Origin of the sequence: Burkholderia sp. PAMC 28687 (genome assembly GCF_001577465.1) — a bacterium.
Lineage (GTDB): Bacteria > Pseudomonadota > Gammaproteobacteria > Burkholderiales > Burkholderiaceae > Caballeronia.
In genome coordinates this window covers 123,818-144,093 of the sequence record NZ_CP014507.1, presented here as the reverse complement: position 1 = coordinate 144,093, position 20,276 = coordinate 123,818, and the positions used below count along the sequence as shown (strand labels likewise).

Here is a 20,276-nt window from a genome sequence, read left to right as displayed (position 1 = left end):
AAAACCTACTGCTGAGATCGTCCGGTATCCGGCTGCATCAGCGTCTGGAACGGCGGCGCCGATGTGTCCGGCTGCGTCAACGCGTCGCCGTGCACCACGCGCGGCACGCTCGATACCGTCTCGCGCGCCCGCAGCGGTACATTTGCCGGATCGGCCCATGTGGGATTCGGAATCTCGCCGAAGATCTGCCGCAGGCGTTCGCCCCACGTGCGGTGGATCATCTGGAAATACTGGTTGTCGTGATCGAGCGTGGAAAAACGCGTCACCTGCAGCGAGTCTTTCTCGTAGACCAGCAGATCGAGCGGCAAGCCTACCGACAGATTGGATCGCAACGTGGAGTCCATCGAAACCAGCGCGCACTTGGCGACTTCATCGAGCGGCGTGGAGGGCGTGATCACGCGATCGATGATCGGCTTCCCATATTTCGATTCGCCGATCTGGAAATACGGGCTCACCAGCGACGCTTCGACAAAATTGCCCGCCGAATAGATCATGAACAGGCGCGTGTTCGCGCCGCGAATCTGTCCGCCAAGAATGAAGCTGCAATTGAAGTCGACACTGAATTCCGCAAGCGTCGCCGCGTCCCGCCTGTGGACCTCGCGCACGGCTTCGCCAACGAGCCTTGCCGCATCCGCCATGGAAGGCGCGTTGTAGAGCGTGAGCTTGTCTTCAGGAGCCGGTTCCGACAACAACTGCATGACAGCTTGCGTCAAGGCCAGGTTGCCGGCCGCAAGCAGCACCAGGACGCGATCGCCGGGTTGTTCGAAGACCGCCATCTTGCGGGCCGCGCTGACGTGGTCGACCCCGGCGTTCGTGCGTGTATCGGACAGGAAAACCAGTCCTTCGTCAACGCGCATTGCCACGCAATAAGTCATCCGTCGAATCCCTGAAAGAAGCAAACCAGTATTGTAAGCGCGCTCTCGCCGGACCGGGCCAGAAAGGTGCTGAAAAACGTGTGCCGAAACTCACCGCTCATTTACTTTTAACATATCGGCAAATCCGGCGTGCACTTGAGCGAAAATCAACGGCTGCCGCCTGGTTACTGATCGGCCATTGCCTGCACCGATACATCCACGCTCATGCGCTCTTCCTTGCCGCCCACCCGCGAGCCGCGCACCGGCGCCGCGGCTTCGTAGTCGCGCGCAACAGCGAGCCGGCAGTATCGGCCGCTCGCGAACGCGGCGTGCGTCACATCCACCGATACCCACACGTCGTCGAGCCACACATCCACCCACGCGTGGCTTGCGGCATGCGGCACATCGCCCGGATCGATGTAACCGCTCACATAACGCGCGGGCACGCCACGCGAGCGGCAGCAGGCGAGCATGAGATGCGCGTGATCCTGACACACGCCGTTGCCGAGTTTCAGCGCTTCGGCCGCCGTGCTCGTGACGGCTGTCACGCCCGCCTTGAACTGCACTTTCCCTTCGATGTTCTCAGCCAGCGCAATCAGTGCCGCCGGCGAGTCGATCTTCGATACAGAATGTGCGAGCTCGCGGATCGACGCATCGGCTTCGGTCAACGCCGTGTGACACGTGTAATGCTGCAGCGGAATCCGGCCGGGGCCGTCGTTGAGGCGGCCGCCGTCCAGCAAGGTGGTCTCGACCTGCCCCGTCACCGACAGGTTGATCTCGGTATGCGGTTTGGTCAGCACGAGCGTATGCAGGGTATTGGAATACGCATCGCGAGTGACGTCGAGCTTGCCGACGGTATCGATATGCCAGCGCCGCACCATCTGCGCCGAGCCGTTGGCCGGCGTCATGCGCAGTTGCTGAATGGAATACTGCACGGGCACGGCGTAACGGTAACTTGTGTGATGCCGAATGGTCAGAAGCATGATTTTTCCCAGTACGGATGCGTTCAGGCGAGAGGCAACATGAGGAACGTACGCATCACGCGTACACCCAACTCATCGACCCGTTTCAGGAATTGCGTCAAATAGGCGTGCACACCGGTTTCGAGAATCTGGCGGATATCCGTGTACAGCACGTCGGCGCGCAGCTTGCCTGCAAAGCGCTCGCAATCGTTCGATCCGTTCGTGCGCAGCTTGTCGAGCGTCTCGCAAACGCCATCGAGCGATGCCAGCAACGAACGCGGCATTTGCGCGTTGAGGATCAGCAACTCGACCACGCGCGAAGGCGTCACGACATCGCGATACACCTTGCGGTAGATTTCGAGCGCCGACACCGAACTCAATATCGATGTCCAGTAATAGAAGTCTTCCAGTTGCCGGGCGGCTTCGCGGGAGTTGGGCTCGGCATCGGCAAAACGCACGTCCAGGATGCGCGCCGTGTTGTCCGCGCGTTCCAGGTACATGCCGAGCTGGATGAACCAGAAGGCGTCGTCGTGAAGCGCCGTGCCGACCATCACGCCGCGGCACAAGTTCGAGCGGTACTTGACCCATTCGAAAAGCGTATCCGGGCTGTTTTCGAGTTCGCCGGCGGCGAGCTTTTCGCCGAATTCGAGCCAGGTGAAGTTGATGGTTTCCCAGGCTTCAGTGGTCAATGTGCCGCGAACGGCGCGCGCGTTTTCTCGAGTCGCGTGCAGACACGAAATGATGCTCGACGGATTGCCCGAGTCGGCAACCATGAAATGCAGCATGTCTTCGAGCGAATCAGAGCCCGGGAAACGCTGCTCGAAAAATGATTCGAGCTCCGAAATACGTAACACTGAGCGCTGCGCACGCGCGATCTGTTCGGGCGTCTGCGGCAGCAGCATGCCCTTCAGGTTGATGTCGAGCATGCGTGCCGTGTTCTCTGCCCGCTCCATGTAGCGGGCCATCCAGAAAAGGTGATCGGCTGTACGGCTTAGCATCATGATGGCGTTCCGTTGTTATGCAGCGCTGAAACCGCGCCACGCTCGAGGCCGTAGCCCTTCGAGTGATTAATCCACCATCCAGGTATCTTTCGTGCCGCCGCCCTGCGACGAATTCACGACCAGCGAACCCTCCTTCAATGCCACGCGCGTGAGGCCGCCGGCGGCCATCGTCACTTCCTTGCCGGACAGCACGAACGGCCGCAAATCGATATGTCTCGGCGCGATACCCGATTCCACGAAAGTCGGACACGCGGACAACGCAAGCGTCGGCTGCGCGATGTACCCATCGGGCCGCGCGATCAGGCGTTCACGGAAGGACTCGATCTCGGCTTTCGTCGATGCCGGCCCGACCAGCATGCCGTAGCCGCCCGCGCCGTGGACCTCCTTCACGACGAGCTCCGGCAAATGCGCGAGCGTGTACGCGAGATCGTCAGGCTTGCGGCACTGGAACGTCGGCACGTTGTTCAGGATCGGCGTCTCGCCGAGGTAGAACTCGATCATGTCGGGCACGAACGGGTAGATGGATTTGTCGTCGGCGATGCCTGTGCCCATTGCATTCGCCAACGCCACACGGCCCGCGCGATACGACGTCAGCAAGCCCGGCACGCCCAGCGCCGAGTCCGTGCGAAACGCGAGCGGGTCCATGAAGTCGTCGTCGAGCCGCCGGTAAATCACATCGACGCGCTTCGGCCCTTGCGTCGTGCGCATGAAGACATAGTTTTCATCGACGAAAAGATCCTTGCCCTCGACCAGTTCAACGCCCATTTGCTGCGCGAGGAACGAATGCTCAAAATACGCCGAGTTGTACATACCGGGCGTCAGCACGACCACGTTGGGATCGTCAACGCCGGCCGGCGCGATGGAGCGCAGGGTCTCCAGCAGCAAATCCGGATAGTGCGCCACCGGCGCAATGCGGTTCTGCACAAACAGTTCCGGGAAGAGCCGCATCATCATCTTGCGGTTTTCGAGCATGTACGACACGCCCGACGGCACGCGCAGATTGTCTTCCAGCACGTAGAACTCGCCCGCGTCGCCGGCGCGGACCACATCGACACCGGCCACGTGCGCATAGACATCGAGCGGCACATCCACGCCCTGCATTTCCGGCCGATACTGCGCGTTGGTGTACACCTGCTCAGCCGGGATCTTCCCCGCCCGGACGATGTCGTGATCGTGATAAATATCGCGGATGAACATGTTCAGCGCACGCACGCGCTGCCTGAGACCCGCTTCGAGCTTGCGCCATTCATCCCCGGGGATGATGCGCGGAATCATGTCAAAGGGAATCAGGCGCTCGGTGCCGGACAAGTCGCCATTCACGGCGAACGTGATGCCCACGCGCCGGAACAGCAGATCCGCTTCGGCGCGTTTGCGCGTGATGGTTTCGGGGCTTTGCGTGGAAAGCCACCGGGAAAACCGCGCGTAGTGCGCCCGCACGGTTTCTTCGTGACGCATTTCGTCGTAGATCTGCATCTGTGCGTCCTTTTTTGATCGCGGCGCGAATGCCGCTCGTGGGTGGATCGGCGATATAGATGCTGCCGCCTGGCCACGCCTTTTGTCCGACGCTCTCGTAGTTTCAGTATCCCCAATAAAGCAACAGCCGTGCCATTTTTTTAATACTTGTTTTTACTCATTGTTTTGGCGGGTTATGCGGGGGCGCTGCTTCAAACAGGTGCGACCGGATTTCGCCGATGCCAAGCGTCATCCGCGCCCTGCCCCCGTTTGGTGCACGGCAGGCCAGGTCACGGATTCTTGAACGTGGATTTTAGAGGCGGTGTCCAATGCGCGGCCGGCATTTACCGCCGCGCATTGCATTGAAACTAGTTGCGCGCCGAAAGCCCTTCGAGCAACGCCTTGTGAAACGCCTGCGGATCCTGCATTTGCGGAGCGTGGCCGAAATCTGGAAACTCGACGAGCTTCGCGCCCGGAATCGCCGCCGCAGCCTGCTTCGCCAGTTCGGGATACCGCCCGAGCGTCGGCCGGATATCCGCAGGTGCGAGATCCTTGCCGATCGCCGTCGTGTCCTTGTCGCCAATCAGCAGCAAGGTCGGCGTCCGGATCTGGCCAAATTCATACACCACCGGCTGGGTATAGATCATGTCGTAGAGCAGCGCCGAGTTCCACGCCACCAGATCCTTCCCCGGCCCGCGGTACATCCCCGCCAGCATTTGCACCCACGGCTCGTAGCGCGCGTCCCAGTGGCCCGCGTAATAGGTGGACTGCTCGTACTTGCGAATGCCGTCGGCGGTAGTCTTCAGCTCGCGCGTATACCAGTCGTCGATGGAAATCGACGGCACGCCCTTCGCCTTCCAGTCTTCAAGGCCGATCGGGTTCACGAGCACGAGTTGCTCGGTCTCCTGCGGGTACATGAGCGCGTATCGGACGGCGATCATGCCGCCGGTGGAGTGCGCCACGAGCGTCGCCTTCTTCACGCCGAGCGCCTCGAGCAGCGCGTGCGTGTTGCGGGCAAGTTGCTGGAACGTGTACTGATAACGCGTGGGTTTGGTCGATTTGCAAAAACCGATCTGATCCGGCGCAATCACGCGATAACCCGTGTTCGTCAGCACATCGATGCTCTCTTTCCACGTCGCGGCGCAGAAGTTCTTGCCGTGAAGCAGGACCACGGTCCGGCCGTTCGGGTTCTTCGACGCCACATCCATGTACGCCATGCGCACGATCTGCCTTTGCGATGAAATTGCGAACTGGCCGACGGGATACGGATAGTCGAAGCCCTGCAATTCGGGACCGTAGACGGGACCGTCGTTATCGGCGGCGGGCGCGGTGGCAGATGCCGGCCCGTCCGTTGACACGGCGTTGGCAAACACCGGCGATGCAAGCAAGGAAACCGAAGCTACAACAGCGCAGAACATGCGGCGGGTCACAGTCATGGGCGCAAGAACTCGCAGATAAAAACAGGAAGGACCGACATTTTCGGGCGCTTGGGCCACGCTGCCGCGGCGAGGGAATTTTATCGTGTGCGAGCGCTGATCGCTAACGACCGCTTTTCGCATACCGTGCGCTTATACTGCCGCCTCGCACAAACGACCATCCCGCCTTTCACATGCAGATCCGCATCTCGCAGTTCAAGACACACTTCACACTTTTCCTGGCCGCGCTAGGCTGCACGCTGTCCCTGACCGCGCTTGCGGCCGATTGCCCGCAGTTCAGCCCGGACGGCCGCGCGCCCATCGTGGTGAACGCGAAGATGCGGGCATCGACGCAGCAGCTTTGCTATTCCGACTTCGCGGTCCTCCATTCCGGCGTGACACACGGGCCTTTGTGGTCGGCTGAACATCTGACGGCGCAACACATCGACGACGCTCGCGACAACGCGCGCACGAACCGCTTTTTCGTCGATAAACAATTGCCGCCCGGCGACAGCGCCACGCTCTCCGACTACAAGCGCAGCGGTTACGATCGCGGCCATATGAGCCCGGCCGGCGACCGATGGGACAAGAAAAGCATGGCCGAATCGTTTTCGCTTGCGAACGTCGTGCCGCAAAACCCGTCGAACAACCGGCGCATCTGGTCGCGCATCGAGCAAGCGGTGCGACGGCTGGTGGAAGAATCCGGCGAGGCCTATGTCGTGACCGGACCGATTTTTTCCGGACGGCAGTTGCAGACCATTGGCGAGTCGCGCGTGCTGGTGCCTACCCAGTTGTACAAGGTGGTGTACATGCCACAACGCAAGCTGGCGTTCGCGGTCGTCGTGGACAACACGCCCACGAACGAATACACGGTCAAGACGGTCCACGAACTGGAAGCCATGAGCGGGCTGCAGTTTCCAGGCATTCCCGACTCGCTGAAAGATCAACGCATTGGAGGACTGAAAGGTGTTTAAGCCATTCTCAAACGATACCGACACACTCAACATCGACGGCGACGCACTCGTGATCGCAAATGATCCCGCGCGCTTGTCCGTGTCCGGCGATCTGACGATCACCCGCGACAAGGCCGGGCTGGCGACTGCGCTGGCGCTGCAGAAAGCCGTTAACGCAATCGTCGATGCACTGCAAAACGACGCCGCGCTGCCTGTCAAACTGGCCGCCGAGCCGGTGAAACCGGCCGGCAAGACCGATAATCCGTTTATCTAGGCTGCAAACCAGCGCCATCCAGACTTGATAAACGATGGGAGACACTGTTGATTGAATGTCACATTGCACCGAGTCCGCTGGGCCATCTGGCGTATCGCGCTGAGGATGAACATCTCACCGGCCTGTTCTTCGTCGGGCAGAAACATTTTCCCGCAGGTCTCATCGATACCGGCGCGCCGCGGTCGCGGGTTATCGCTGAAGCGATGGAGCAGATCGCCGAGTACTTCGCTGGCGAACGCACCGCGTTTTCCGTCAAATTACGCTTGAATGGAACCGACTTCCAGCAACGCGTCTGGGCGGCATTGCTGGAAATTCCGTTCGGAAATTCGTGGACTTACGGCGATCTCGCGCGCCGCATGGGCTATGCGCCGGGGGCATCGCGAGCGGTGGGCGCGGCTAACGGGCGCAATCCGGTGGGTATCATCGTGCCGTGTCATCGCGTGATTGGCGCTGATGGCGAACTGACAGGCTACGCGGGCGGCATGGAGCGCAAACAACATTTGCTGACGCTGGAAGGCGGCCCCGGCCGCGCTCAACTCACGTTGTTCTAACTGGTCAAAACATACGGCAGCGTCGCCCCAAGCACAAAACCCCGCAAGCGCTACGCGCTTGCGGGGTTTTTACGTCGTGGCGTTGGTAGAAACGCCCGCCGCGATTACTGCGTGCTGACGCGAATTTCCACGCGACGGTTCTTCGCGCGGCCCGCTGCCGTCGAATTAGACGCCACTGGGTTCGCCGCGCCGAAACCTTGCGCCGAATAGTTTTGCGAGCGCAGACCGTTGCTCTTCAGGTATTGCATGACCGATTCCGCACGGCGCTGCGACAGACGCTGGTTGTGCGATGCCGAACCTGTGGAGTCGGTGTAACCCGATACTTCGACCTGACGCAACTGAACGTTCTGACCAGCAGCAACGAACTCATCAAGCGTGCTCTTCGCGTGCGGCGTCAGCGTGGCACTGTCGGTTGCGAAGTTCGCGTCGCCGCTCAGGTCGATCTGACGCGGCATTTCCGGCGCAGCTTGCGGCACGGGTGCCGGAGCCGGTGCGGGGGCCACTTCCGGTTGAGCCGGTGCGCCGCACTGGAACGTCAGGACGCGCGGGTCCAGAGCATCTTCCGAGGGAGCGCGCAGGCGTTCCATGGTCTCCAGCTTGTATGCGGGCTTGTCGCCGCAAATCTTCTGCGCCTGTTTCACGCACTCAGCGACGCCTTCAAACAAACCATGGCATTCCACGCGATAAACCTGCGCGCCATTGGCGGTCTGGATCTGATTTGCGTTGAACGTGGGACCCGAAGCACTGGAGCAGCCAGCGAGGGCGCCGATTGACAACAAGCCTGCAGCGATTAATTTATTAGACATCCTGTTTACCGTTTCGAAATTACATGTGACTGAGATATCGAGACAAACGCGTACTGGTCGGGCCATCAGACAATTACCCGATTTCCACAGCCACCTTATTCGCCTCAAGCCTTCGATTCGGATAATCCTAAAATGATCTGGAATCCGAAATCGCGCGAAATGTTAGCACGTGGAATCAAGCATTCCTTACTGGATAATTCCTAATTAATGAAACAGCGCGGGACGACTTTGGAAACAAGCTTTAAATGTAAATATTAAGAAAAGTTTTGGCAGGCTATTACTGTTGCAGCAATAAAAAACGGCTGCGAAGGCAGCCGTTTTTTCACAACTTGGAATGCTGCCGGAACCCGGCAGCGGCGGAACGCTCTACAACGTTCGCTCCGTCAGACGCACGTTACTTTGGAAACGGCAACGGCATCAGGTCGGTGTCGGACTGACGTTGCAGGTCCTGCACCTTGGTTTGCAACGCGCGCAATTGCGCTTGCGCCGAATCCTGCTCTGCACGCAGCGACCGGATTGCCTCCTGCTGCTCCGCCTGGCGGTCCACCACCTGGCTTTGCTGTGCACGCGCCACTTCAAGGTCAGCCTGCAAGCGGTTCGCGCGCTGTTGCTGAACCGCGATCAGCCGATCCGCAAAGTTCTTTTCCGCCTCGAGTTTGGTTCGGCGGATTTCTGTATCGGCAAGCGCGGCGCTGTTCTTCGCAAAGTCCGCATAAACCGTTTCCGCCCGTGCGTCGGCTTGAGTCTTGATGACGCGCCAGAATTTCTTTTGCTGGAACAACGCAATGTAGAAAGTCATTTCGTCCGGGTAAAACAACATGCTTGCGCCATAACTGCCGTTATACGTCGTGCGCAGTTCCTTTACCTTGCCGTCGCGAATCATTTGCTGCAATTCCGCGATGTTGCCGTTCGCCGTGGCCTGCGGCTCATCCGCGGCGCCGTTGGTCAGAAGGCTCCGCCGCGTCCCCGAACCGCCCAGGGGATCGTCCTGTGCGGCGCTGCTTTGCGCGGACGCTGCAGGCCCCGCCGCGAACGCCGCGCCGCACAGGATGAACCATGCCAAGACCAGCGCCCCGCCTCTCGTTGTTTTGTTGGAGTTCATGGAATTTCCGGGTTGAACGCAATTAAGAATGCGAAAACATCGGAATTATGGCAGATAGAAAAGGTAAAGCGGAAAATGCGTAGGCCCGCTTTTTTTAACTACTTCGCCACCTGAAACACTCCATGCTTTAGAACGATTCCTGAAGCGATTCTTTAGCAACTTCGGCAAGAATTCCTGAAGCGTTTCAGCCTGCGCTTTAGAGATCGTGGCGCAATCGGGGATGATCCGGACCGGGCTGGCGCGGATGCATATCGCCCATGTTGCTGACCGGCGAGAAGATGCGGTTATCAGCGGGCTGGTCGGGTACGGCCGACATGATTGCGCCATCCGACCGGTACGCGAACGGCGCGCCGGAGTAGATACCTGGATCGACCGACGTCGCGGCCATGCGGGATTCGGCGTGCGCCAGACTGCCAAGGGCCAACAGGCTTGTGGCCATCAATACGAAACGGGACAAAGCAGTAATTTGGAACATGAGTGGTCTCGCAGCCGGATGCCTGCGCGAACGGCCAGTGGACTGCGGACTCGAACAGGCGTGAAACTTGGAAACGAACGCGTGTGCGGGGATCGACGCAACACGTGTACGGCAAAGCAAGATGAGACCATTCGCCTGCTTTTCGGACCATGAGCAAGTTCTTAATTTCTCTCAAAAGACATTGGTTGCAGAGGCGCTGCGGCGGCTCTTGCCCCCCGGGCGCGGAACGTGCGGATAGGTTTGGTCACAGCGTCGCCGCATCGAAATGATTTCAAAGAAGTTCACAAATGCCGACATAGTGGGTCTTCTCGGCGATAATCCCGCTTTACGCACCATCCTTGCCGGGCTACTCCACCCGAGATATTCATGACAGATCAAGCAATCCCCTCGACCCCGCCCGTTTCCGATCCGAACACCGTCACCACCGGCGTGCCGGGACTCGACGACATACTTGGCGGCGGTTTGCTCAAGGGCGGCTTGTATCTGATAGAAGGCATGGCAGGCGCGGGCAAGACCATCCTGTCGACGCAGATCGGGTTTCATCGCGTGACCGAGGGCGACACGGTGCTCTATATCACGCTGATCGCCGAATCGCATTCCAAGCTGCTGTCGCATCTGAAAGCACTGTCGTTCTATGACGCCGACGCCATTTCGGACAAGATGTTCTTCGTCTCCGGTTATCACGAGTTGATGCGCGACGGCCTCAGCGGTTTTCTTGCGCTGATCGCCTCGACCATCAAGACGAACCGGCCGCGTTTCATGGTCATCGATGGATTTCGCAGCGCGCGCGAATTCAGCTCGACCGAGCTCGAGCTGTCTCAGTTCATCCACGAACTGAGCGCGTTTGTATCGGCGGCAGGCTGCACCACGCTGATCCTTGCGCCTCTGTCAGGCAACGAGCCGCATCCGGAACACACGCTTGTCGATGGCCTTGTTGAACTGAACCGGTTCGCGACCGGCATGCGGCGCACACGGGAAATCGAAGTGCACAAACTGCGCGCCCGCGATCACCTGCTGGGACGGCACTCCTTCAAGATCACCGCCGACGGCCTCGTCACATTCCCCCGCCTGGAAGCCCGTTCAATACTGCGTGAAGGCGCGCCCGATCTGAAGTCGAAGCTCGCGTTCGGGCTGCCGGATTTTGATGCCATGCTCGGCGGCGGCGTGGTCAAGGGATCGACCACGACCTTGATCGGGCCATCGGGAATCGGCAAGACGCTGATAGGTCTGAAATTCCTGGAAGCAGGTGCCACCCGGGGCGAGCGCTGCGTTTATTTCGGCTTCTATGAATCGCCGGAGCGCCTGGTCGCAAAAGCAGAAGGCGTGTCGATCAAGCTTGCCGCGGCCGTCGCTGATGGCCGCCTGATTGTCGAATGGCGTCCGGCCGTAGAACTTGCGATCGATGAACTCGCGGCGGAGCTGCTGTCCGTAGTGAGACCAATCCACCGAAGTTAAGAAAAGAACATTTCATCAACAATGTTTTTGGGTCATGGGTTTATGGGGTTTCGGTTTCTTGCTGCGTGGTTTTGACAGATTTTCTTGATGACGATAGGTCTGCTGAGCGACCAGGCGCAGCACGTTATGGAGTAGTTTTTCGACCTTCATCCCGAGCAGCAACGCGGGCAGCAAAGGCTTAAGGGCGGTGTGGACATAGGCCCGGTTGATGCGCTGTGATGCGGGCAGTTCGGCGTGGCAGTGGGCGGTCAGCGTGGTCAATGCCTGCAAGTTGTCGGTCACGACCTTGGCCGCGACATCTTGTACGACGGCCTGCTGGGACAGACCGGAGACGTGTTCTAGATTGAGGCGATGCTTGAGTCGTTTGAATGCTTCTTCTATTCGCCAGCGCTGATGGTAGAGGTCACCGAAGCAACTGGCGGGAAAGCGTACCGAGTCGAATAAGGTGGTCATCAGGACGCGCACATTGCCGTTCGGGGCGACGTGGCGGACCAGGCGCACCGTTTGAGGTTCGCGCGGGCACTCGTAGTCGCGCGCGTCGCGGCAATTGGGAGCGCCCAGCGTGACGATCTGTTCCAGCAGTCCGGAGCGCAGGAATTTGCGCACGCAAGCAAACCCGGAGGAATCGACACGCATGCAAAACGGAAGTTGAAGCTGGTTCAACACGGCCACCAGCCAGCGGCAAGGATAGCCTCGGTCGAGGAGCAGCAAATCGGTGCTGGAGAGGCGATGGAGATGTTCGAACAACATCTGCCGCTCGCCACGCTCATGAACGCTGTGCAGCGAGGCGGCAAGCATCAATTCGGCGCCGGGGAGAAACAGGCCAAAGGCGATTTGATCGGCCAGCGCCGCGCGCTTGACATGGCTGGCCCGCAGACCGAAGCGCATGGTGGAGGCATCGGCGGCGACCAGTCGCAAACCACGCCAGCGCGGTATAAAACCATAATGTTCGGCGCGCTCGATCACCCAGTCGTTGAGCTGCGGGAGGGCGCGCAAGGATAGCTTGGCGCGCGCTTGCGCGAAGGCTTGCTCAGAGACGTGGCGCACCAGCTGCGCTTGTTGCCGTAGATGGGCGAAGAACACATCGAGTTCAGCCTGTACGCTCATGCGCATGCCGGTGAGTAGTAACGCGACCAGAGAGGGCAAGGGCAACTTGCGATGACGCGTAAACGCGCCGGGATGTTCGGAATGCCGGGCTATTTGGAGAAACTCGGCCGACTGCAATCGCGCGGCAAGATCGGTAAAAAAAGCGGGAAGAGACATGGTCGCCAATGAGGAAAAAATCTCACTGCGCGACGCGCTTTTTGAGGTGTGTCAAGCGGTTTTTGATCTATTTATAATTTAATGTACGGAATCCTTAACTTTGGTGGATTGGTAGTGAGACGGGTAGGCGCGTCACGGCTCGTAGTCGACGGCATTGAAGGTTTCCACGATTTCGCGAACCGCACCGAGCGTTTCGGCCTGTTCCTGAACGCGCTTACGCACCGTTTGCGTCAGGAAAGCGTCACCACGCTGCTGACCGAGGAGCTGCCGCTTTACGGCGACATGACGCACGGTGGGTCCATCCGGGCATCGGCGATGACGGAAAACATCGTGCTGTTGCGTTATATCGAGACGACCACGTCGTTGCACCGGATCATCTCGATCGTCAAACAGCGCGAGGCGGCGCACGATCCGTCGATCCGGCGCTTTGTGATCGATGAAAACGGCTTGCACCTGAGCGATGGATTCGTCGGCACGAGCACGCTTTTGTCGGCGCGCGGCACGATCCCGCCGACCTTGTCCGCACAGGACGCCGGCACGCGGACATGAAAAAGATCCTCGTCGTCGACGATGAATTCGACCTGCTCACCACCTGGCGGCTCGTGCTGCAGATGGAAGGCTATGAGGTCGGCACGGCGTCCAATGGCTTGCAGGCGCTGGAATCGGCGCGTGCGAATCCGCCCGACCTGATCGTGACCGACTGGATGATGCCGGTCATGGACGGCCTCGCGCTCTGCCACGCACTTGCGGCCGATGACACCCTGGCGCAGATCCCGGTCATACTCTCGAGCGCCGCTGCGCGCACACCAGAGGTGTCGCATCCGAAGCTGGAGTTTCATCGCAAGCCGCTGTCAATTGATTCGCTGATCGCGATCGTGACGCGCCTGATCGGTCCGGCCTGAGCCGTTCCACCGTGCCTGGGCACGAACCCTGCTCAAAAGAGTTTTCCGGTACGCCGGATTCTTCGATAAACCGCTTCACTAGAACGGGAGGCACCATGGTGCAGGATCAGGTAGAAGGCGCGGCGCAAACCGTCGTTGGCAAGGTTCAGGATGCGGTAGGCGGACTTACCGGCGATGCATCGACGCAAGCTGAAGGCAAGGCGCGGCAAGCGCTCGGCACGATTCAGCGCAATTACGGCGAGACGCTCGACAACGTCCGCGAAGCGGTCATTTCGCAGCCGATCAACGGCGTGCTGGTCGCTGGTGCGATCGGTTTCGTACTCGGCGCGATCTGGGCGCGGCAGCGGTAATTTGAGCTGTGTTGAGGAATCCGGCCGCGCCTCGAGGCGCGGCCGGTTTTTTTTCGCCCATTTTTTCTATAGGCGCAGGCCGGGCGCGGTTGATGCTGAATTCCCGAAGGTAAAAACTTTCGGAGGAACATCATGACCATTACTGCAAACCGGCTGTCGGACACGGAAGTATTGGTTGAGACAACTGTCTATACATTTTCGGACAGCACAGTCGCGGACGCCTTCTTGCGTTGTATCGGCCAGGAATCCGTCGATACATGCAGCGCCAATCACGCGCCGGTTTCATCCCGCGCCGCGAATGAGGAAAAAGCGGACGACCTTCAGCCTGGAAGCATCATCTCGCCCTCGCTTGGTGGCATGCCCTGAGAGCGGCCGCCGCGGTTTATTTTTCGGGTTTGCCGTCCACGCGATCAGTGGAAGGCAGGCTCGATTTCCTCGACGTCCCTTTCGATACCCCTTCCGGCTCAGAGCTGTGCGAGCCGAAACCGCCCGTTCCGCTCGGCTCGGGCGAGTCACCGCTGCCAAGCGGCACTTCGGCAGTTTGCTTCGGGTTTTGTTTCAGGTCGCGGTTATCGGGTTCGCCGGGTTCCGACTTCGTTGTTGCGCTCATGATCTGCTCCTTTTTGGACGGGTACAGAACCAAAGGCAGCAACACCCGTTCCCCGGCGGCGAGGATGCTGCCTAACGGATCGGATCCGAACGCGCCCTGACGCCACGCCGGTTCTGCCGCGCCACCCAGTCGGAAAGCAGATTCGGCACGCGAGGCAATGCGTGCGGCCAGTGCACCGCTTCCTTCACAACCTGCGCCATGACCCCGTGCGAGCTGAACTGATCAAGCGCCAGACGCACGATCACGCGACGGGCAATCTTCCAGACATCGATATCCGGCGCAATCCGCTGCGCCATCTCCTCGATGCTCTGGGCCGAGCGCGCCAGCAATGCCGCCCGCGATGCAATGCCCGTATGGGCATCGGCGAAAGCATGTTCCAGCGGGCCCTTGCCGAGCGCCGTGAATAGATCGGAGACGGTGCGGTGGCGGTGTGCGTCGCCGGCAAAACGCTCTGCCTCCCGCCGGTACGTCGCCTCGACCCGCACCGTCTGCTGGGTTTCGTGCCCTTCGTGCTTGCCGGGCGTGCCGTGGCGCATGTGTTCGCGCGCCGCCGCCTTGTGGTCGCCTCGCAAAAGCGCATCTGATCCGGTGACCAGGAAACTGCGTTCATGGGCCGCGAAAAAAGTGAGCGGCGAGTCGCCATCGAGCACCAGCCGGCCGAACGTATCCGGCTCGATGCTGACCGCCGCCCCCGCCGCTTCAAGACCGGCGTGATAGACGCCCTCGCCCAGCGCGATCTCGAAGAACGCCTCGATCCACGTTGCGATCAGATCGACCGGTTCGATGCCGTGAGCGCGCAACGCAGCCACGTCCGATATCGGCACACTACGCACTGATCGGGTAACAAGCGCGGTATCGCTGCATAGATCCCAGAGCACTTCGGGCACGACGACACGGACGTCGTTGTTCACCTCGTGCAGCCGGTAGCGCAGGAAACTTTGATCGGCGGCGCGTTGGCGAAGGTCGAGCATTGCATTGACGGTATCGCCTAGACGTGCAATCAGCGCGCCGACGTTCTGCGCGCGCACCTCGCGGGAAAAGCGTTCGGCCAGGCGCGCCGCCGCGCCCGCCACGTCGAGATCCTGCGCGAGCTCCTTGCGGGTATCGGCACGAATCAGCGTGAGCCGGGCGCTGACGGGCAATCCCGCGGTGCCCAGGCTCGTTTCATTCAACCGCACCGAAGCGCGATGCGTCTGCTCGGCAATTCCGCAGCGCTCGGGTTCGTCTTCCACCTCGATCAAGGCAGCGGCACGCCCGGGCGGCAACGCTGTAACAAGTGCCTGCCGCAATGCCGCGCCTTTCAACGGCGTCTTGAGCGTATCGAGTTCCGCCAGCGCAACCCGCACCGCCGTTTCCGACAATGCCGGATGCTGCTCGAGCACGCCCGATGCCATGCTCAACACGCCGGAGAGGTTTTGCAGCAATGGTGCGCGCTGGGAAAGACTCGTGGCGCCATGAGTGCGCATGCCGGCCGTGAACGAGCGCATGACCCGGTGGATCGGCTCGGACCTGCCGGCGTCCGTCATCCGGCTCTCACGAACGAACAACAAGGCGAGACGCCAGATGTTTCGCAGCCGCGGCGTCAAGGCGTTATCCGGGGAAGGTGTGTATGAAAGATGTCTTGCTCCTTTAGGTGCCGCGATAAAAGCCAGCGGCAACACAAATTAAACCTCAGCAAGGTTCATTTCGCAAATTGTCTTGTTTCGCGCGGACGTTCGGAAAATTGCCGTGTGCTTGCGATCCGCACGCAGCGCAAGCACAAATAACGCGAGAGAGATAACGGCCTGCCCTCAGGCTGCGGCCTCATACTCACAGGAAACAGTTACGGGTGGTCTCGCGCGACACGGTGATGCCGTTTGAAAAATGATTTCATTCGCGCCGCACTTCACCAGATGTCCACAGCCCAGTTCCAAACTTGAGAATCGGTGGCGCGAGTCGAAATCATCTAACCGCCAGTCCCTAATTACCTACTCAAAGTCTTATTTTTGTCTAGCTATTAAACACGTCTAGACCGAACACTTTTGAGACACAGTTTCGAAATCGCCTCAATCTCAGATAACCCAGAATTTTAAAGGTGTGAAGAAACGTCTGACGGGCCTGTGGCGCAACATGTCAACCCGAGTGATAAGCGATTTCAGCAAATCACCAAAGTTCGGTCGGGGCACTGGCAGTAGGGAATTTGCGCATGTTCAAAAGCGGCAGGCAGGGAATTCCGGGGCGCGTTCGACATCGAAAACCCGACAAATCGCAAACAAAACGCTATCGGCGTCGTTGCCAAGTCGAAGGTTGAGAGTTTACGATAAATCACCCTACATTCAATAGCTTGCATAGCCTCAACGAAACTAGACCGCTGATAATTTCAGTTTCTATGGTTTAATCCGGCATATTGAAAAATTGTCAAATTTATACAAATTTTGCCTTGGGGTAACAGCTTTACTTTACAGTTATTCACACGGTGCCTCAGACTGACAATCGCAATTCGCCATTTAAGACGGTCGGCCTAAAGCAATATAACCAAGGCATTTTTTTAATCTGCGCTCCGCCCGTCAATTGGCATAGTTCGTGCGTTATTTTCGATTTTCCGCCGCCCTATTTTTGATTGCCACATGCCAACCATCCAAGTGATCGAATTACAAATGACAGCCTTCAGCGAAGTGCTTGCCGAGTGCACGGAGCTCAAGGATCGTGTGGAAACAGAACGGGTGGCGGTATCGGCGATTACTGCCGCGCTCGTCAGCGCCAGTGAAACGCTTGTGGAGCGCGGCTGGATGACGGCAAAGAAGGTGCACGGACTGACCGTGTCCATGGAAGAAAGCGCGCTCGACCTCCGCGCCGCGCTCGACGAAGTGGACGCATCCATCACCACGGCTATCGCTCCTGTGGAGGTTTTCGCGCAGGCAACCGAGCGCATGCGGATTGCCCAATCCCAGGACGCAGTCGTCGATGTCCCCGGCGCGCCGTCGCGCGCGCTGCTCGATATCGTTGCGGCACAGTACTCGGCGCTATGCGAAAAGCTGCTGCGCAACGTCCGCGAACTGGCCACCATGGCGGCCGTCAGGCTGGATGATCTGCGCCAGAAAATCGACCTGCTCCAGTCATCGTTTGGCGAGATCACCGCGGCGATGGCGACTCCGGAGTTTCGTCAGGGAGCGCCTGCGCACCTCGTCATGCATCATTAGGGCCTGCGCAACACCGCATGTCGTTACGTAACATCGGAACATGTGTCGACCGCAGCCTCTCATCAGCAGCACAGCCTTTTGCGGGGCCTCACACCTACCGCCCAAATGGCTGATTCCGCATTGCACTGTGGCGTGATATCGTTTTCCTGTCGGAATCAAAACTTCCGGAAAACATCAATCATCTTGGTGAGCAATGCCATGAACGACGTACGCCACAGTCTCGGCCCTAACGACCGCGTGGAATTGCTCTGCTGGCTCACGTGCGGGAGCCTCGGCGCGTATTACCTGAACGGTTCCTGGCCCACCGCGGCCTTTCACGTACAAGCCGCTCATAAATGGCTCGACAGGCATCAACGGCAAGCGGAATGGCTCGCCATTGCCAAATTGTCGGGGATCGCGGCGGATCTCGCGCAACGGCATTCAGAACTGGTCGATGCCGACTGGGCCCGCGACGCGGTCGAAGAAATCCTGGACAGCGACGATCTGAACTATCAGTCGGAACTCGTCCTACGCGTGCTCGACGAATGCAGGCGCGCGCTCGCCGACAAACGCCCGGCGGATTAGGCAAAAGACGCGCAACCGGTTTAGCGCGGCGCCCTATCTGTGCTAATGGGCGCGCTCGCTCGCGCCAGAAGCGCGAACATCTAACTCACCCGCCGCAAACATGGATCAACTGGTATCGCCTTCCTTCGCAGAATTACCGGCGAAGAATGGTCGCAATTCGCTGCGCATTGAATATCAATGGTTGAACGCGAACTGGACCGATGCTCCCATCGCCGTGTTCCTGCACGAGGGGCTCGGCTCGGTTGCAATGTGGAAGGACTGGCCGCAGGCACTTTGCAATCGGCTCGGCTTTCGCGGATTGGTGTATTCGCGGCCAGGCTACGGCGCGTCCACGCCGCGCGAGGCCGGCACGGAATGGCCGGTTGATTTCCTGCACGCGCAAGCACTAGACGTGCTCCCGGCATTACTCGATGTTCTTGACATAGGCCACGCCGAGCGCGCCCGGATGTGGGTGATCGGACACAGCGACGGCGGGTCCATCGCCCTGCTCTACGCGGCGGCGTTTCCTGACGCGCTGGCTGGCGTTATTGCGATTGCGCCGCATGTGTTCGTCGAAGCGATGTCGGTGGAGATGATCGGCCAGGCGAGAGTTCAGTACACGCAGGGCGACTTGCGCAGCCGCCTGGCGCGGTATCACGCGGATGTGGACTCGGCCTTCTATGGATGGAACGATATCTGGCTGAGCCCCGCGTTCAGGGACTGGAATATCACGCGTCTTTTATCGTCTATCAGGTGCCCGCTTCTCGCGGCTCAAGCCGAGGACGACGAATACGCAACAATGGCGCAGATCGATGCCATTGCCTTGCACGCTCCCCAAGCGATGCTCGCAAAGTTGCCCGCCGGCGGCCACTCGCCGCACAGGCAATGCTCCGATTCGCTCGATGCAACGATCGAGGAGTTCGTTACCGGGAAGGCCGTGTCAAGGCATTGAGGCACAATGCTGGCAAATCCTAGTCGGGAGTACCAAGTGAACCCACAAGCGGACCCACAAGCAAAGCCGCGCCCGCCGGTCGATATCGCGCGGCATCTGCTCGTGATCGTCATCCTGACGGGACTGATGATCGGCAGCCTCTATATCCTTCGGCCATTCATTCCGGGCCTGATCTGGGCTACGACCATCGTGGTCGCGACCTGGCCGGTCATGCTCGCGGTGCAGCGCCGTGTCGGCAATCGCCGATGGGCCGCCACCGTCATCATGCTCATTATCCTTGGGATCGTGATCGTTCTGCCGCTCTATAAAGCGATCTCGACCCTCGCGCTGCACGGCGGCGAGATCATGGCCGCCATCAAGAGCCTGCCGAACTACGCATTACCGCCGCCGCCCGGCTGGATCAGCGAGATTCCGCTTGCGGGCGATCGCATTGCGCATGAATGGCAGACGTTGTCCGACTCCGGTCCGGGCGGCATCCTGGCGCGGCTCGAACCCTATGTGACCATTGCCGCGCGCTGGCTGCTCGGCCACGCGGCAATCGTCGGCGTGTTCGTGATCCACATGTTCGTGACCATCATCATTTCGGGCATTCTTTATAGCCAGGGTGACCAGGCGGCGCGGTTCGTCACACGCTTTGCCACGCGGCTTGCCAACGAGCGCGGCGCCGCGGTGGTCAAGCTCGCGGGACTCGCGATTCGCGCTGTGGCGTTGGGCATCGTCGTGACAGCGGTCGTGCAATCGACCTTGGGCGGCATCGGCTTGTGGATCGCGGGCGTGCCCGCGGCCGGCATCCTGGCTGCGTTGATGCTCATGTTGTGTCTTGCGCAGATCGGGCCGTTGCTGCCTTTGCTTGGCGGCGTGGCTTACCTCTTCTGGCACGACTCGCAACTCGCCGCCATCCTGCTGCTCGTGTGGTCGGTCATGGTCGCCATGCTCGACAACTTTCTGCGGCCCATGCTGATCAAGCGCGGCGTCAATCTGTCGATGCTGCTGATCCTCTCCGGCGTGCTCGGCGGCATGTTCGCGTTCGGGATTGTCGGGTTGTTCATAGGACCGGTGATCCTGGCGGTGACCTCGACCCTGTTGACGGCGTGGATCGATGAACCCGCGCCGGTCGCGCGCATCGCCACCGACGAAGAACGCGCCGTCACCGCGCAACACGCGGGCAAGATCTAGC

22 protein-coding genes and 1 pseudogene are annotated in these 20,276 nt (G+C 59.9%); 12 read left to right on the top strand and 11 right to left on the bottom strand.

What is annotated here, in order from left to right; all coding sequences use genetic code 11:
• Positions 1-5: 5 nt before the first annotated feature.
• The 5 genes from AX768_RS23455 to AX768_RS23435 all read right to left on the bottom strand — a co-directional run bounded on the left by AX768_RS23455 (position 6) and on the right by AX768_RS23435 (position 5,705).
• On the bottom strand, positions 6-875 hold the full coding sequence (locus tag AX768_RS23455; protein WP_075358928.1) for a proteasome-type protease: 870 nt from the start codon (positions 873-875) through the stop codon (positions 6-8).
• A 164-nt stretch (positions 876-1,039) separates the two neighbouring features.
• A complete protein-coding gene (locus AX768_RS23450) occupies positions 1,040-1,837 on the bottom strand; it encodes a transglutaminase family protein (protein WP_062002542.1) in 798 nt (265 codons plus the stop codon).
• 23 nt (positions 1,838-1,860) lie between these two features.
• A complete protein-coding gene (locus AX768_RS23445; RefSeq protein WP_062003617.1) occupies positions 1,861-2,814 on the bottom strand; it encodes an alpha-E domain-containing protein in 954 nt (317 codons plus the stop codon).
• A gap of 69 nt (positions 2,815-2,883) precedes the next feature.
• The gene (locus AX768_RS23440; RefSeq protein WP_062002541.1) at positions 2,884-4,290 is read right to left on the bottom strand and encodes a circularly permuted type 2 ATP-grasp protein; all 1,407 of its coding nucleotides are present in this window, start codon (positions 4,288-4,290) and stop codon (positions 2,884-2,886) included.
• Between the two features lie 347 nt (positions 4,291-4,637).
• Positions 4,638-5,705, bottom strand: coding sequence for an alpha/beta fold hydrolase (locus AX768_RS23435; protein ID WP_062002540.1), 1,068 nt, complete (start codon positions 5,703-5,705; stop codon positions 4,638-4,640).
• A 173-nt stretch (positions 5,706-5,878) separates the two neighbouring features.
• On the opposite strand from AX768_RS23435, the gene AX768_RS23430 reads away from it, so the two are divergent.
• From AX768_RS23430 to AX768_RS23420, 3 genes are read left to right on the top strand one after another with little or no spacing between them, the layout of a single operon-like run.
• Positions 5,879-6,658 carry a DNA/RNA non-specific endonuclease gene (locus AX768_RS23430; RefSeq protein ID WP_062002539.1) on the top strand — a complete coding sequence of 260 codons (780 nt, stop codon included), beginning with the start codon at positions 5,879-5,881 and terminating at the stop codon, positions 6,656-6,658.
• Positions 6,651-6,911 carry a hypothetical protein gene (locus AX768_RS23425; protein ID WP_062002538.1) on the top strand — a complete coding sequence of 87 codons (261 nt, stop codon included), beginning with the start codon at positions 6,651-6,653 and terminating at the stop codon, positions 6,909-6,911. The genes AX768_RS23430 and AX768_RS23425 overlap by 8 nt, the downstream gene beginning before the upstream one ends.
• A 47-nt stretch (positions 6,912-6,958) precedes the next feature.
• Positions 6,959-7,462 carry a methylated-DNA--[protein]-cysteine S-methyltransferase gene (locus AX768_RS23420; protein ID WP_062002537.1) on the top strand — a complete coding sequence of 168 codons (504 nt, stop codon included), beginning with the start codon at positions 6,959-6,961 and terminating at the stop codon, positions 7,460-7,462.
• 104 nt (positions 7,463-7,566) lie between these two features.
• On the opposite strand, the gene AX768_RS23415 is transcribed toward AX768_RS23420, so the two are convergent.
• The 3 genes from AX768_RS23415 to AX768_RS23405 all read right to left on the bottom strand — a co-directional run bounded on the left by AX768_RS23415 (position 7,567) and on the right by AX768_RS23405 (position 9,845).
• Positions 7,567-8,268, bottom strand: coding sequence for an OmpA family protein (locus AX768_RS23415; protein WP_062002536.1), 702 nt, complete (start codon positions 8,266-8,268; stop codon positions 7,567-7,569).
• Between the two features lie 394 nt (positions 8,269-8,662).
• A complete protein-coding gene (locus AX768_RS23410; RefSeq protein ID WP_062002535.1) occupies positions 8,663-9,370 on the bottom strand; it encodes a DUF2968 domain-containing protein in 708 nt (235 codons plus the stop codon).
• A gap of 196 nt (positions 9,371-9,566) precedes the next feature.
• The gene (locus AX768_RS23405) at positions 9,567-9,845 is read right to left on the bottom strand and encodes a hypothetical protein (protein WP_155524322.1); all 279 of its coding nucleotides are present in this window, start codon (positions 9,843-9,845) and stop codon (positions 9,567-9,569) included.
• A 366-nt stretch (positions 9,846-10,211) separates the two neighbouring features.
• On the opposite strand from AX768_RS23405, the pseudogene AX768_RS23400 reads away from it, so the two are divergent.
• Positions 10,212-11,297: pseudogene (locus tag AX768_RS23400) on the top strand (ATPase domain-containing protein); the annotation flags it as partial.
• An 18-nt stretch (positions 11,298-11,315) separates the two neighbouring features.
• Here the strand turns inward: AX768_RS23400 and AX768_RS23395 are convergent.
• Positions 11,316-12,563: an IS4 family transposase gene (locus tag AX768_RS23395; protein WP_062000554.1), complete on the bottom strand. Its 1,248-nt coding sequence runs from the start codon at positions 12,561-12,563 to the stop codon at positions 11,316-11,318.
• Positions 12,564-12,677: 114 nt separating this feature from the next.
• Between AX768_RS23395 and AX768_RS23390 the strand changes: the two genes are divergently transcribed.
• The 4 genes from AX768_RS23390 to AX768_RS23375 all read left to right on the top strand — a co-directional run bounded on the left by AX768_RS23390 (position 12,678) and on the right by AX768_RS23375 (position 14,181).
• Positions 12,678-13,112 (top strand): RAD55 family ATPase, encoded by a 435-nt coding sequence (locus AX768_RS23390; RefSeq protein WP_335340489.1) that lies wholly within the window; start codon positions 12,678-12,680, stop codon positions 13,110-13,112.
• Entirely contained in the window at positions 13,109-13,465 is a 357-nt protein-coding gene (locus AX768_RS23385) for a response regulator (protein ID WP_062002532.1), read from the top strand. Before AX768_RS23390 ends, AX768_RS23385 begins: the two co-directional genes overlap by 4 nt.
• A 95-nt stretch (positions 13,466-13,560) precedes the next feature.
• On the top strand, positions 13,561-13,815 hold the full coding sequence (locus tag AX768_RS23380) for a CsbD family protein (protein WP_062002531.1): 255 nt from the start codon (positions 13,561-13,563) through the stop codon (positions 13,813-13,815).
• Positions 13,816-13,947: 132 nt separating this feature from the next.
• Positions 13,948-14,181 (top strand): hypothetical protein, encoded by a 234-nt coding sequence (locus AX768_RS23375; RefSeq protein WP_062002530.1) that lies wholly within the window; start codon positions 13,948-13,950, stop codon positions 14,179-14,181.
• A gap of 16 nt (positions 14,182-14,197) precedes the next feature.
• Here the strand turns inward: AX768_RS23375 and AX768_RS23370 are convergent, their stop codons facing one another.
• Positions 14,198-14,425 (bottom strand): hypothetical protein, encoded by a 228-nt coding sequence (locus AX768_RS23370; RefSeq protein ID WP_062172297.1) that lies wholly within the window; start codon positions 14,423-14,425, stop codon positions 14,198-14,200.
• Between the two features lie 71 nt (positions 14,426-14,496).
• Positions 14,497-16,011, bottom strand: a complete 1,515-nt coding sequence (locus AX768_RS23365) for an AarF/UbiB family protein (protein WP_062002528.1) — start codon at positions 16,009-16,011, stop codon at positions 14,497-14,499.
• 1,050 nt (positions 16,012-17,061) lie between these two features.
• Between AX768_RS23365 and AX768_RS23360 the strand changes: the two genes are divergently transcribed.
• From AX768_RS23360 to ydiK, 4 genes are all read left to right on the top strand, one after another.
• On the top strand, positions 17,062-17,604 hold the full coding sequence (locus AX768_RS23360; protein ID WP_155524321.1) for a hypothetical protein: 543 nt from the start codon (positions 17,062-17,064) through the stop codon (positions 17,602-17,604).
• Positions 17,605-17,802: 198 nt separating this feature from the next.
• Positions 17,803-18,168, top strand: coding sequence for a hypothetical protein (locus AX768_RS23355; protein WP_062003616.1), 366 nt, complete (start codon positions 17,803-17,805; stop codon positions 18,166-18,168).
• Between the two features lie 100 nt (positions 18,169-18,268).
• Positions 18,269-19,099, top strand: coding sequence for an alpha/beta fold hydrolase (locus AX768_RS23350; RefSeq protein ID WP_062002526.1), 831 nt, complete (start codon positions 18,269-18,271; stop codon positions 19,097-19,099).
• Between the two features lie 36 nt (positions 19,100-19,135).
• Entirely contained in the window at positions 19,136-20,275 is a 1,140-nt protein-coding gene (gene ydiK / locus AX768_RS23345) for an AI-2E family transporter YdiK (RefSeq protein WP_231941590.1), read from the top strand.
• The last annotated feature ends 1 nt before the right edge of the window (position 20,276 follow it).